General features: G+C 64.2%; 13 protein-coding genes, 1 pseudogene and 1 riboswitch. Of the genes and pseudogenes, 4 read left to right on the forward strand and 10 right to left on the reverse strand.

Features of this window, described 5'->3' with window-relative positions:
• Window positions 1–156: 156 nt before the first annotated feature.
• The gene (locus HNP00_RS12470) at window positions 157–1128 is read right to left on the reverse strand and encodes an Lrp/AsnC family transcriptional regulator (RefSeq protein ID WP_184739519.1); all 972 of its coding nucleotides are present in this window, start codon (window positions 1126–1128) and stop codon (window positions 157–159) included.
• Between the two features lie 54 nt (window positions 1129–1182).
• Window positions 1183–2469 (reverse strand): MFS transporter, encoded by a 1287-nt coding sequence (locus HNP00_RS12475; RefSeq protein ID WP_311770573.1) that lies wholly within the window; start codon window positions 2467–2469, stop codon window positions 1183–1185.
• Between the two features lie 77 nt (window positions 2470–2546).
• On the opposite strand from HNP00_RS12475, the gene trmB reads away from it, so the two are divergent.
• On the forward strand, window positions 2547–3470 hold the full coding sequence (trmB, locus tag HNP00_RS12480) for a tRNA (guanosine(46)-N7)-methyltransferase TrmB (protein WP_184739523.1): 924 nt from the start codon (window positions 2547–2549) through the stop codon (window positions 3468–3470).
• A gap of 236 nt (window positions 3471–3706) precedes the next feature.
• Here trmB and dhaL (HNP00_RS12485) read toward each other — a convergent pair whose 3' ends face one another.
• From dhaL (HNP00_RS12485) to HNP00_RS23805, 6 genes and pseudogenes are all read right to left on the reverse strand, one after another.
• Window positions 3707–4372, reverse strand: a complete 666-nt coding sequence (gene dhaL / locus HNP00_RS12485; protein WP_184739525.1) for a dihydroxyacetone kinase subunit DhaL — start codon at window positions 4370–4372, stop codon at window positions 3707–3709.
• 26 nt (window positions 4373–4398) lie between these two features.
• Entirely contained in the window at window positions 4399–5406 is a 1008-nt protein-coding gene (locus HNP00_RS12490) for a dihydroxyacetone kinase subunit DhaK (RefSeq protein ID WP_221451467.1), read from the reverse strand.
• A 65-nt stretch (window positions 5407–5471) separates the two neighbouring features.
• Window positions 5472–6191 (reverse strand): HPr family phosphocarrier protein, encoded by a 720-nt coding sequence (locus tag HNP00_RS12495; protein ID WP_184739527.1) that lies wholly within the window; start codon window positions 6189–6191, stop codon window positions 5472–5474.
• Window positions 6188–6835 carry a dihydroxyacetone kinase subunit DhaL gene (dhaL, locus tag HNP00_RS12500; protein WP_184739528.1) on the reverse strand — a complete coding sequence of 216 codons (648 nt, stop codon included), beginning with the start codon at window positions 6833–6835 and terminating at the stop codon, window positions 6188–6190. Before dhaL (HNP00_RS12500) ends, HNP00_RS12495 begins: the two co-directional genes overlap by 4 nt.
• Before the next feature lies 1 nt (window position 6836).
• On the reverse strand, window positions 6837–7829 hold the full coding sequence (gene dhaK, locus HNP00_RS12505) for a dihydroxyacetone kinase subunit DhaK (protein WP_184739530.1): 993 nt from the start codon (window positions 7827–7829) through the stop codon (window positions 6837–6839).
• Window positions 7826–8580 (reverse strand): annotated as a pseudogene (locus HNP00_RS23805) (MIP/aquaporin family protein). Before HNP00_RS23805 ends, dhaK begins: the two are co-directional and overlap by 4 nt.
• A gap of 171 nt (window positions 8581–8751) precedes the next feature.
• Between HNP00_RS23805 and HNP00_RS23645 the strand changes: the two are divergent.
• From HNP00_RS23645 to HNP00_RS12525, 3 genes are all read left to right on the forward strand, one after another.
• Window positions 8752–9510 (forward strand): IclR family transcriptional regulator, encoded by a 759-nt coding sequence (locus tag HNP00_RS23645; RefSeq protein WP_184739532.1) that lies wholly within the window; start codon window positions 8752–8754, stop codon window positions 9508–9510.
• 120 nt (window positions 9511–9630) lie between these two features.
• Window positions 9631–9729, forward strand: a riboswitch (glycine riboswitch).
• Between the two features lie 156 nt (window positions 9730–9885).
• Window positions 9886–10911, forward strand: coding sequence for a lipoyl synthase (gene lipA / locus HNP00_RS12520; RefSeq protein WP_184739534.1), 1026 nt, complete (start codon window positions 9886–9888; stop codon window positions 10909–10911).
• 16 nt (window positions 10912–10927) lie between these two features.
• Window positions 10928–11740 (forward strand): methylenetetrahydrofolate reductase, encoded by an 813-nt coding sequence (locus HNP00_RS12525; protein WP_184739536.1) that lies wholly within the window; start codon window positions 10928–10930, stop codon window positions 11738–11740.
• Between the two features lie 32 nt (window positions 11741–11772).
• On the opposite strand, the gene HNP00_RS12530 is transcribed toward HNP00_RS12525, so the two are convergent.
• Together HNP00_RS12530 and HNP00_RS12535 are read right to left on the reverse strand one after the other, a co-directional pair.
• Entirely contained in the window at window positions 11773–11934 is a 162-nt protein-coding gene (locus tag HNP00_RS12530) for a transposase (protein WP_184739538.1), read from the reverse strand.
• Between the two features lie 169 nt (window positions 11935–12103).
• Window positions 12104–13297 carry a hypothetical protein gene (locus HNP00_RS12535; RefSeq protein ID WP_184739539.1) on the reverse strand — a complete coding sequence of 398 codons (1194 nt, stop codon included), beginning with the start codon at window positions 13295–13297 and terminating at the stop codon, window positions 12104–12106.
• Between the last annotated feature and the right edge of the window lie 48 nt (window positions 13298–13345).

A 13345-nucleotide genomic window follows, 5' to 3' on the forward strand; every position in this document is an offset into this window, starting at 1 on the left:
TTCTTTGTCACAAGTGGAATTAATGAACCACGATAGTGCGATGAATCACATTTGACTAGGGGCGTGCGCAAGATTTCTTCGCGCGGGCGGAACCCGGTTCAGGGCAGCAGGGAGCTCAGCCAGGTCGTGAGAAGCCCAGGGGAGGTTGGTGAAGCCTCAGTCGCGGGCAGTTGTGCGCACGCCACCGCGCTTGTAAGACCGCACCACGAGCGAGCTGCGGACAGCGTGGGCACGTGCGGCCCATGGTGATGAGGTGAGGAAATCTCGCAGTTCGTTCAAGCTCGCGAGGGTGACGTTGGCCATGAGCTGGAATTCGCCCATTGCCATGACCGCGTAGCGGACCCCGGGCGCTTCAGAGAGCAGACGGCCCACCTCGACGGCGTCGGACGGGGCGGTGCGCACCCAGACAACGGCTTCGACCGGAAGGCCGATGTCCACGGGCTCAACGATCGCCCGGACACTCAGCGTGCCCTCCTCGAGAAGGGCGTTGAGCCGCCGGCGCACGGCCGGGGCGGAAAGCCCCACGGCTTCGCCCAACTCGGCGACCGGAACACGGCCATCAGCCACGAGGATCCGCACGAGGTTCGAGTCGACGTCGTCGAGCATTCCGCTCGCGCTCGGACGGGACGGCGGAGGCGGCACCTCCTGGAGCGCGGCAGTTTCCTCTGCGGTGACCGGACCGGGATGCCATTCGGCCACGGTGCGGAAGTACTCCATGACGGGCGAGGCACTCACTTGCACCACGCCGTCGAGGGCTGGCAGCTCCTCCAGCACAAGGCTTGAGAGGCGTCCCGGGCGGGCCTGCACCTCAAACAGGAGACGGGTGGGGCCGGTCAGCGCATACACGAAAATGGCGTCCGGGTCGCGCGAAAGCTCCTCCGCGATGCCGGCCAGGCGCGCGGGCTCACAGTGGACTTCCACAAGGTGGGTGGGACCGAGGGTCACCAGGCCTGCCACGCGCACGATGCTCGAATCCAGCAGTGCGATGCCGCGGCGGGTCACGGTGCTGAATGGCTCGCCCAGGACTTCGGCGATGCGCCTCCAGGAGGCGCGGCCGTTGACCTGGAGGGCGCCGACAATCCGCCGATCGAGCCTGTCCAGCTCGCGCGAGGGTGCCAGCATGACCATGTACCCGATTATGCCGCCTCGCCGGGCGAATCCTGTCCCGCGCCGCGGCTTTCCCTAGTCAACGTAGCGGTTGCGTCCTGCACGGAAACCGAAGAAGGCAGCCAATGAACCCACCACGAGGAACAGGATGCCGGCCGTCGCGAAGCCACCGGTACTTTGGTGCAACTGGCCGACCATCAGCGTTCCAGTAGACCCCAGCCCGTAGCCGACGCCCTGCATCATGCCGGAGAGGTGCGCCGCGGTGTGGGAATCGCGGGTTCGCAGCATGATCATGGTCAACGCCACGGCCGTGAGGCTCCCTTGACCCAGGCCCAGCAGCCCGGTCCATACCCAGACCAGTTCCGTGGGGCCGAAGATGCTCAAGGCGAAGCCGCCGCCTGTCATGAGCGCCACCACGGTGTTGATGACGCGCTGATCCTTGAAACGCGCCGCTAGCCCCGGCGCAAGGAATGAGCCCAGCATCTGCAGCACGATCGACACGGACACGATCAAGCCGGCCGTCCCGCCGTCGATCCCGCGATCACGCAGAATCGGCGCCAGCCAGGCAAACACACTGAAGGACATCATCGCCTGCAACACCATGAAGATGGTGACCTGCCAGGCGACGGCGGAACGCCACACGTTCGCACCGCCGTCGGCGGCGTTGTGCCGGACGGGATGCTGACGAAGCGCCAGCGGCAAGAAAAGCAAAAGTACGACGGCGGCGGGCAGCGCCCAGAACCACAGCGCCGAAGTCCAGTGCCCGGCAGCCGTGAACACGGGGTACGTGAACCCGGCGCCCAGCGCGGCAGACGCGCAAATCGCCGTCGTGTACAGCCCGCCCATGAGCCCGAGCCGGTGCGGGAAATCGCGTTTGACCACCCCTGGCAGCAGCACGTTGCACAGCGCTATCGCCGCGCCACACGCAGCCGTTCCGGCAAGCAGGGCGGGCAGGTGCCCGGCACCGGCGAGGTCCACCGGACGCAACAGCAGGCCGGCGGTCAACACGGCCATCGCCCCGAGCAACACCCGTTCGGCACCAAAACGGCGCGCCAGAATCGGGGCGAGCGGCGCGAAAACACCCAGCAAGGTCACCGGCACAGTGGTGAGGACCACCACCGCCCAACCCGGCAGTCCCGCGTCGGCGATAACTTCCGGAAGGACAGCCGAAAAGCTCGAGAACACCGTCCGTAAGTTCAGGCCAATAAGCACCAGGCAGACCCCCAGGAAAGCGAGTCCCCGGCGAGTCTTCACCTGCGTGGGTTCGGCCGCAGGTACCTCGTCGATCTCGGCGTCGACGAGGATCTCGGGGACGCCGGAACGCGGCCTGGTGTTCTTGGGAGCGCTTGAAGCGGGGGTCACCAACCCATTCTGGCAGTTTGTCCACATACGCCGACCCTGCCTCGGGGCTTTGGCCCTACGACGGTATTCTGGAGGAGATGAGTGAAACCCCAGAATCCCCTGAAACACCGCAGTCCTCGCGCCCCGTGACCCCCGGCAGTCAAGCCTCCTTCGGCACCTATGGTGGACGGCCGGTCAGCTTTGTGCGCCGCGGAACACGCCTTCAGGGCCGACGCCAGGCAGCATGGGAAGAGCACTCCGACCGCTGGGCCATCCAGGTTCCGCGGCACGTCGCCAACACATCGGTACACCCGGATTACGTGTTCGACGCCGAAGCCGAGTTTGGGCGCAGGGCGCCGCTGATCGTTGAAATCGGTTCGGGCCTCGGCGACGCTGTGTGCCATGCGGCCGAGGAAAATCCGGACAAGGATTTCCTCGCCGTTGAGGTCTACACTCCTGGACTGGCCAATACCATGATCAAGATCAACAGCCGCGGGCTCAGCAACGTCCGCGTGGTGGAGGCCAACGCCCCCGAGGTCCTGGCCACCATGCTCCCCGAGGGCTCGGTCAGCGAGCTCTGGGTCTTTTTCCCGGACCCGTGGCACAAGTCCCGGCACCACAAGCGCCGCCTCATCCAGCCGGCGTTCGCCGAACTCGCAGCACGGTCCCTCAAGAAGGGCGGCCTATGGCGGATCGCCACCGACTGGTCCAACTACGCAATCCACGTCCGCGAGGTCCTCGCCGGCTCCACCGAGTTTGAAAACCTGCACGACGGCGAGCGGACCGGTGCGGATAGCCCCCTCACCCAGGTGTGGGAATCCGGCGTCGAGTCCATGGTGGGCGGGGCACCCGTCAAGGAAGGCCGGGCACCGGTCAGCACGGAGCACACCGGGCCCAATGAGGGAGTGGACCACGTGGGCGGATGGGCCCCGCGTTTCGATGGCCGGATCCGCACGAGTTTCGAAAACAAGGCCCACGAGGCCGGACGCATGATCTTCGACCTCAGCTATCGCAGGATCTAGCCACACGATTTGGGGGAATCATGAGCCAGCAGCCGTCAAACAGTCTGGGCGAATGAATGCCGGGCGCATCACAGGCATCATCGGTCTGTCGAGCATGGCCCTGAATATCGCCGGCACCGCGCAATCGCCTCCATACCGCGCACCTTTGACCGCAAGCACGGCGATGGTTAGCCGAGGCCGCCGCTGCCGGCCCGGTTCTGAACCTCTCAACCCAGCGCTCGCTCGCCGTCAACCCACTAGGCTGTGGCGCCCAACGGTTGCCACGCGCGACCGGCGCCGACAGTGTCCGCGCCGGCCTCAAAGAACAGGGCGATGGTGACCGCGCCGGGATCGAGCACCCCTCGCGCGAGTTCGCCCACGTAGGAGGCCCTGCCCCGGGCGGCGATGAGGTCGCCGGTGGACTCGGCACCGGCCCGGGCAGCCAGGGCTGCTTCCAGGAGGCCCTCGCCCAGAGTGCTGCCGCGTTCGGCGCCCGCGGTGAGGGCAACGGATGCTGGTTCCAGTGCGTCGATCATTGTGTTGTCACCGACCCGGGCGCCGCCGAGTTTCTGGATGCTCGACAGGCCCGCTGCGATGCCTTGGGCGATGTCAGTGACGGCTGCCGCCTCATTCTTGGTGCCTTTGGCGATGTCGCGGAACCACATCCCGAAGAGCGGTCCGCTGGTGCCACCGGTGGCCATGAACCCACGGCTTGCTGCTTCGAACACGGTGGTGCAGGTCGCCTCCATAGCGGGCGGCAAACGCTCTTGTGTGCGTTCCAGGGCGGAGGCGATGTTCACGCCGAAGTCGCCGTCACCGGCGAGGCGGTCCAGCTCTGTCAGGTAGGCCTGAGTCGAGGCAAATCGTTCGCTGAACGCGGTGAACCACGCCAGTGCAGTACCGCCGTCGATGAGGTTGGTCATTGTGTTTCCTTCGGTTTGTTGTGTTGTTACCAAGAGAGGGCCGGTGTGCGGACTGTGTCGTCCCACAGGCTGATCAGTTCGTCATCCGCGACGGTCAGGGTGACGGAGAGGCCGTGCATGTTCAGGGAAGACACGTACGTGCCGACCAAGGAACGCGCGATGCTGATGCCACGACCGTTCAGAAGGTTGTGTACGTTGCGGGCCGCGATGGATAGCTCGAGCGGGTAGGCTCCGCCGAGGCCGTTCACGATTGCAATCACCGCCTGGCCGCGCTTGACCTGCAGGCTGGAAACCAGCGGGGTCACGAGCTGTTCGACCAGGTCGTCGGCGGGTGCATAGGCGATGCGGCCGGTGCCGCGTTCGCCGTGGATGCCCACCCCGAATTCCACCTCGTGTGGTTCCAGCTCAAACGCTGCAGCGGGGTCCCCTGGGTGCGCACCCGCATCCAGGGCGATCGCCAAGCTGCGGGAACGCGCTACGACGTCGCGGCCGCGTGTGGCGATCGTGGAAACACCGGCGCCCCGCTCGGCAAGGGCGCCGCATACCTTTTCGACGGTGACCACTGCGGCGGTGCCGCGGCGTCCGGGGCCGTCGTTGCCGTTGTCGGAGGCGAGGTCGTCGTCAACCAGGACCTGCTCTACAGGGACGCCGTCGTCATCGGCCAAGGATGCGGCGATCTGGAAGTTGAGTACGTCACCGGTGTAGTTCTTGATGATCTGCACGACACCTGCGCCGGTGTTGGCGAGCTTGGTACCCGCATGCACCTGGTCTGCGGTGGGGCTGGCAAACACTGCGCCGCAGACAGCGACGTCGAGCATCCCCCTCCCGACGAATCCGGCGTGCAGTGGCTCGTGGCCGGAGCCTCCGCCTGAGACAAGTCCGGCTTTGCCGGGGATCAGGGTTTTGCGGGAGATCAGGTTGTGTTCGTTGTAGAACGTCACCAACTCCGGATAGGTCAGGGCGAAACCGTCCAGTGCTTCGTCGATGACGCGGTGGGGGTTGTTAATGATGTGTCGACGCACGGCTGTGGGCATGGAAGTACTCCGGTTCTGTAATTGGGACAGCGGAAAGAGAGAGACAAAAGCGTTGGGGAAGGAGGCTAGGAAAGCTCGCCGAACCCTTGGAGGACGAGCTGCTTTACGGCGTTCACGGCCCGACTGGCGTCGGGGCCGTTGGCATCAATGCGGAGCTGATCGTTCTTGCTCGCCGCGAGGGAAAGCAAACCGATCACACTGGATGCGCTGACCGGTCCTCGCCCGGCGGTGGTGTTTGTCAGTTCGATGTCGGCACTGAACTCCCCGGCCGTCTGCACGAGTAGTGCTGCCGGGCGGGTGTGCAGGCCCATCGGATTGATCAGACGTTCCTCTGCGCTGGCGGCGGGGTTCTCCGGATCGGTGTCTTCCACGACTGAAGCGCCCGATCCAGTGACGGTCTGCGCCTTCTTTGCGCTGAGGGCATTGCTCGCTTCAGCGGCAATGTCGGCCAGCGAACTGCCTGCCGCTGCGCCGACCACGGCCGCCGTAGTTGCTTCGACGAACGGGCCGTCGCTGATCAAGGCCTGGTAGGTGCTGCTGCGAATCTCCAAGGCCAGGGATGAGCTGAGGATCGCTGATCCCAAGTCCGTGATCACGAGCACGCCCTCAGTAGTGGCGAGGTCATCGATTGCGGACGCGATTGCTGTTGCGTCGGTGCCGAATCCTCCGGCCGCGCCCGCGGCGATCCGGAAAGGAGGTTGCGCGCCGTGAACCATTTGCAGGGCAAGTTCCATCGCGGCGTTTGCGAGGGCTTCACTGTGTGAAACGAGCACGATGCCGATCATGCGGTTCTTTCCCCGATGCTGGCGGCCAGCGCTGCAACCAGGATGGCCGCTGACGCGGCCCCTGGATCGATATGTCCGGCGCTGCGCTCACCGAGGTAGGACGCCCGGCCTTTGCGTGCGACGAGCGGTTTGGTGGAGTCCCGGCCGATCGTCGCCGCAGCGGCGGCGGCCGCAATTGAGCCCTGCAGTTGCCGGCCGTCAGCCAGGGACTGGGACAGTGCAGTGATGGCCGGTTCGAGGGCATCAATCATGGTCTTGTCGCCAACCGTTGCGTGTCCTCGCGCAATGACGCCGTTCACGCCGGCATGCAGTGCGTTCTCCAATTCAGATCCGTTCAATTGCACGTCTGAGGGGCTGTTTCGGGCCATTTCAAGGAAGAAGGTGCCGTACAAGGACCCGCTGGCTCCGCCGACGGTGGACACCAGGGTTATGCCGACGGCCTTGAGGAGTTCCTGCACGGTGCCTGTCGTCCCGCCATCGAGCTTGGCCACCACTGCGGCTGTGCCGCGGACCATGTTGGTCCCGTGGTCGGCATCTCCGATCGCCGAGTCCAGCTCGGTCAACCAGTCTGCCTGTGTCGTGATGTCGAACGCGAAGCGGTGCAGCCACTGCTGTAGCGCATCGATCGTGAGTGCTTCTGACATGTCAATCGTTCCAGCGGAGGGCGGGGGTGTTCACTGGAGCGTCCCAGAGGTCGAGAATTTCGTTGTCTGCACCGACAAGAGTCAGGGAGCAGCCCCGCATGTCGAGGCTGGTAACGTAATTGCCGACCAATGAACGGGCTATCGTGATGTTGCGCTCGTTGAGGCGGGCGGAGACCTCGGCGAACATTGCGTAGAGTTCGATCAGCGGGGTTCCTCCCAGACCGGTCAGCAGAGCGATGACCGGTTTGCCGCTGAAGTCATAGTCGGTGGTGATCGACTCGACCAACGCGTGGGACAGTTCAGCGGCCGACATCACCGGTACGCGCTTACGTCCTGGCTCGCCGTGGATACCGACGCCGAGTTCCATTTCGTCCTCGGGGAGATCGAAGCTGGGTTTACCTACGGCGGGAACGGTGCAGCTTGTAAGCGCCGCTCCCATGGAACGTCCCGCGTCGGCGATCCGTTTGGCGAGCACCTGCACCTTCTCAAGCGACCAGCCTCGGGCCGCCGCGGCGCCGGCAACCTTTTCCAGTATCAGCGTGGTGCCGACACCGCGTCGGCCCGCTGTCCAGGTGGAGTCCTCTACTGCGACGTCGTCGGCGACGACAACCGAGGCGACCTCGATTCCCTGCTCCCGGGCGAGTTCGGCCGCCATTTCAAAGTTGAGCAGGTCGCCGGTGTAGTTTTTCACTACGAACAGCACTCCTGCCCCGCTGTCGACTCCGGTTGCGGCAGCGAGAATCTGGTCAGGCGTCGGTGATGTAAAGATCTCGCCGGCGCACGCGGCATCCAGCATCCCGGCGCCGACGAACCCGCTGTGCAGCGGTTCATGGCCCGAGCCACCTCCGGAGACCAGCGCGACGCGTCCCTCCCGTGGCGCGGTGCTGAAAACGATGCGGTTCTCGAAATCGACTGACAGTTGGTCGTGCGCGGCCGCGACACCGCGCAGTGCGTCCGCCAGCAGGGTCTGCGGGGAGTTGATCAGCTTCTTCATGCCCGGGTTTCCTGTTCGGTCAGTGCCTCGGTGAGCGAGGTGCGGTCAGCTTGAGTGCGCGAGATGAGCCCGAACAATGCTCCCGCGGCGATGCCCGCGGCGAGTTCGGCGGCAACATAAACAGGCCACTGCTCCCAGTGAACGGTTCCGCCCATCAGGAACTGTACGAGCATCGGCCCTGTGGTCCTCGCCGGGTTGATCGATGCCCCCGTGGCGGGCGCAACGGGGATGATTGCGGCGAACACGATGAATCCGATGACAATCCCGGCAAAGCCCGGTGCTGCCTTGCGATGGATCACGCCGAACACCGTGAAGACCAGCAAAAAGTGCCGATGAATTCAGCGGTGAAGGCCTGCCAAACGGGGATGTCGCCATACGCGGCCACTCCGAGGCCCAGTTCGCTGGCGCGCTGGCCGAGTACTCCGATAATGGCGAATGAGCCTGCAACAGCGCCCAGCACCTGGGCTGCGAGGTATCCCGGCACATCGCGCCACGGGAACTTTCCTGTTGCGGCAAGCGCCACTGTCACAGCTGGGTTGATGTGATTTCCGGATATGTAACCGAAGACGTAGACGGTGCCAATGACAACTGCGCCAAACGACAGCGAGATGACGCCCAGCTCGGAGCCGGTGAACGGCGCATTGCCGCGGGCCATGGCGAGGGCGGGCACGGATCCTACGCCTACGAAGACGAGGAATGCGGTCCCGAGGAACTCGGCAGCAAGCCGCTGCCACATGCTGTTTTCGTCCATAACGAAGTTCTCCTTTGAACGGCTGGATGATATTAGACGACCTATTCATTCGACATTGTCGATTCAAGTTCGTTATTATCGAATAATGCCGTTTAGGGTTCCCGACTGTCAAGGGGCTAAATTAACTTGTTGGCCTGACAAGGCAACCGATGATGCGAGAGTGGTGGAGCTGTGATCCAGTCGATTGACCGAGCGGCCAAAATCCTCGGGCTCCTTCAAGGCGCAAGGCGCCTTGGAATCTCCGAACTGGCCGCCGCATTGGAGCTTCCGCCTTCCACAGTCCACGGACTCGTGAAATCGCTACAGGCACACGGGCTGGTCGCCCAGGAAAGCTCCGGAAACCGCTACATGCTCGGGCCCACGCTGCTGAAACTTTCGAGCGTCTACCTCGACACCCTTGACGTCCGGGCTCGCGCGATGCGGTGGATGCACGAGTTGTCTCGCCGGACCGGCTACGCGACGCGACTGGGCGTGAACCTTCTCGGCGAGGTTTTGATCATTCATCACGACCGCCGCCCCGACGGCACGGAGCAAATGCCGGAAACAGGACTCAACCTGCCCGCCCATGCCTCTGCTCTCGGAAAAGTACTACTCGCCTACAACGCCGAGCTCGAAAATGACGTGCTCAGCAAGCCGCTGGCCGAATTTACCGGCGAAACGATTACCGACCCCGCCGTCCTCCGATCCCAGCTTGAGGAAGTGCGCAAGAACGCGCTCGGGTTGGAATACGAGGAGGCGGTGATTGGCGAGGCTTCTATCGCGGCCCCCGTCTACGATGAAAGCGGGACCGTCATAGCCGTTTTGTCGGTAGTGCTCCCCGCGAGCGAGTGGCCGGCAAGCGAGGCCATCGTCCGCGAACTCCGCGACGCCGCGTGGACAATTTCACGGGAACTCGGAGCTTCCGTATGGTCCTCCCAAGGTGTCCGCTAAGCTGGGTTCGGGCAAGAGGGCCGTCGAGGAATCCACGACAGTTGCGACAGCCACTCTTTGCGTGCCGCACAGGCACCGGATACCATGTGAGACGTGTCACCGAAAGGCGGCACGTGCTTATGATCTGCGGCGGGAGAGTCCTGCCGGTACGTTTCAGCAGGCGCCGTAGGAGCAAATCCTCCCCAGGAATCTCTCAGGCCCACGTACCGCCGCGGCAAGGCAACTCTGGAAAGCAGTCCGGGAAACCGGGCTCACCGACGGTGCAAGCGTCCAGCCGCGAAGGCGGGTGGCGCGGAAACTCTCAGGTCCAATACAGAGCGGGGAGGAACCGAATCATCGTGGTGCGTCCGCGCCACCTGAATTATGGAGTTCCTCATGACCCTGGCACCTGAAGGCCGTAAGCTGCTGCGCGTTGAACAGCGCAACAAAGCCGTCCCGGTCGAACGCAAGCCCGAGTGGATCAAGGCCAAGGTCCAGATGGGCCCGGAATTCGTGGGCCTGAAGAACCTCGTGAAAAAGGAAGGCCTGCACACCGTCTGCGAGGAAGCCGGCTGCCCGAACATCTTCGAGTGCTGGGAAGACAAGGAAGCAGCCTTCCTGATCGGCGGCTCCGAATGCACCCGACGCTGCGACTTCTGCCAGATCGACACCGGCAAACCCTCCCCCGTGGACATGTTCGAACCCACCAAGGTCGCCCGCTCCGTCCAGTCCATGGCCCTGCGCTACGCCACCGTGACCGGCGTCGCCCGCGACGACCTGGCGGACGAAGGCGTCTGGCTCTACGCCGAAACCGTCCGCAAGATCCACGAACTGAACCCCGGCACCGGCGTGGAACTGCTCATCCCGGACTTCTCCGGCAAACCCGAACACATCACCGCGATCTGCGACTCCGCCCCGGAGGTGTTCGCGCACAACGTCGAGACCGTGCCCCGGATCTTCAAGCGCATCCGCCCGGCGTTCCGCTACGACCGCTCCCTGGACGTCATCACCCAGGGCCGGAACCTGGGCATGGTCACCAAATCCAACCTGATCCTGGGCATGGGCGAAACCCGCGAAGAAATCTCCGAAGCGCTCCGGGACTTGCACGCCGCCGGTTGCGACCTGATCACCATCACCCAGTACCTGCGCCCCTCCGAACGGCACCTGCCCGTGGACCGCTGGGTCAAACCCCAGGAATTCGTGGACCTCCAGCACGAGGCCGAGGACATCGGCTTCCTCGGCGTCATGTCCGGCCCCCTGGTCCGCTCCTCCTACCGCGCCGGACGCCTCTGGGCCACCGCGATGCGCAAGAAAGGCCGCGACATCCCCGCCCACCTGGCCCACATCGCCGAGGGCATCCAGGACTCCGGCACCACCCGCCAGGAAGCCAGCACCCTCCTCGCACACCACGCTACGGCCTGATCCGTAAGGACCCAGCATGTTCCCCACTCGGATTGAAATCATTCCCTCGGACGGAATCGTCGAGAAGGTCCAGGCCGCAGTGCCTGTATCCACAACACTCACCGTTACCTGTCTGCCCCATCACGGCATCACGCGAACCATGGAGGCTTCCATCAAGCTCAGCCTCCTCGGCTACAACGTGATTCCGCACCTCTCGGCACGCGGGCTGGAGGACCGGGCGCAGCTTTCCGGCAGCCTCCGTAGCTGCGTGGCTGCAGGGATCACCGAGGTCTTCGCTATCGGTGGAGACGGACCGCGGGGCGCCGGCCCCTACGAATCGTGCCTTCACCTTCTGGAGGACATCGCTGAGTACTCCGGTGGCAGGATCTCCGCGGGCATCGCCGGCTACCCGGAAGGCCATCCCTCCGTGAGCGGGCTGGACCTCCTAGATGCCCTGTTGGCCAAGCAGCCCCTGGCCACGCACGTTGTCACGCAAATGTGTTTCTCCGCCCCGAAGATCCTCGATTACGCAGCACTCCTGCGCCGCGAAGGGGTCGAGCTTCCGGTGTGGGCCGGTGTTGCCGGGGTCGTTCCGCGGACAAAACTGCTGGCGCTGGCGACCCAGATCGGGGTCGGGACATCCTTGAAGTTCCTCAGCAATAGAGGAACCCTTGCCCGCAAGCTTCTAGGCGTGGACAAGTACTCACCGGAAGGCCTGGTTTCCGAACTCAAGGCCCACCCGGACAGTGTCACGGGAATCCATCTGTACAGCTTCAACCGACTGGACATGCCCAGCTGGGAGCGAAGCAATCTGCCCGATCCTGAGGCCAGCGAAGCAGCATCCGCGTAGCCTCCTACGCTGACCGCCTAGGGTGTGTCTCCTTATTGGCGGAGCCAGATGACGACGGCGTAGAGGACGACCCCAGCACGGTAGGTCAGTGCGAGTTTGTCGTAGCGGGTAGCGATGGCGCGCCATTGTTTGAAGAGGCTGAAGGACCTTTCCACAGTGTTGCGGCCTTTGTAGGTCTCGGCGTCGAAGTTCACCGGGCGCCCGCCGCGCGAGCCGCGGCGTTTGCGGTGTCCGATCTGGTCAGAGGGTTCCGGGATCGGAGGCGTGCACTTGGTCCATTGGGATGACAGGTGTGCTGGAGCCCGAGAATTCCACGTCGCTCTCCGATCGGACGCTACACAGAGCGACGTGGAATTCGCCACCTTAGAAGACCGTGTATTCCGGGTCGACCCCGAAGCGGACCTTTGAGTACGCCGGGTAGACGAGATCCGGCTGGACGCCTATGTGGTGCGAGGCTGCCGTTGCGTCGCGGAAGGCCCGGTTGATCGGGTTCTTCCACTGGAGCGCCTGGCCACCGCTGGAGGCGAACAGCTTCTGGACCATTTCAGCGATGCGGACAGAGGCGAAGGTCTGGTCCCGGCGCCAGCGGACGCGGTCGTCGATGGTGATCTCGAGGTCGTTTTCCGCCTTTTCCTTGATCTCTTCCAGGTTCGACCAATGGAGCCGCTCCACAGTGGCGAGACTTGCCGAAGCATCGGCGAGATCGACCTGCAGGCCCGGGCGGGTGGCTCCGAACACGCCGGTCCATCCTCCGGGAACAACCAGGGCGCGTTCTTCGAAGATCTGCACTGCCTGGCGGCCGGCGCCGATTAGGCTGGCGATGATGCCGCCGGCGGCGAGGGAGAAGATGGGGACCCGGTAGAACGGATTCGTCTGGACTTGCAGGCCCGGGGCAGTACCGTCGCCCAGCGACTGGAGGTTCAGCACGAATTCGTCCGCGATGAACTGATCGTCGACGACGGTGTCGTGGCTGCCCGTGCCGCGGAGTCCGTGCGTTTCCCAGGTGTCGTCAATGGTGAATTGGGACTTGTTGACCAGGAAGAGCTTCGGTCCGACGTCGGAAATCGCGGCGACCATGGTCCAGTCGGCGTGCATGATGCCGCTCGAGAAGTCCCATCGACCGGTAAGCCGGTAACCCCCGGGCGCGCTTTGCGCTTTCGCCTGCGACATCTTTAGGCCGTTGCCGATGAAGGGCGTGACGCCTGTGTCGCCGAACACGAGCTCCTGGATGGCCAGTGGGAAATAGCCCAGCATGAAGGTGTGCAGCGCGCAGTTGGCAGCAACCCAGGCCGTAGCCGGGCAGCCTTCTGCGAGATCCGCGCTGGCGCGTCCGATCACGTCGAATCCCAGATCCCGGCCTCCGAAGCGGGCCGGCATTGCTGCTCCGACGTAGTTGACGGCCCGGAGTTCTTCAACCGTGGCATCCGGCAGCTTGCGTAGCAGTTCAGTCTCCTCAGCCCGGTCCTTCAGGCCGGGCACCAGTGACTGTGCGATGGCGATGAAGTTTTCGCCCGGGGTGGCAGACGTCTCGGGCCGTGAATCACTAGTAATTGTCATCAAATTTCTCCTTCTCGCATGGATATATCAGTGGGGGCGGTCCCGGGT

This window comes from Arthrobacter sp. AZCC_0090, from assembly GCF_014207375.1.
GTDB lineage: Bacteria > Actinomycetota > Actinomycetes > Actinomycetales > Micrococcaceae > Arthrobacter.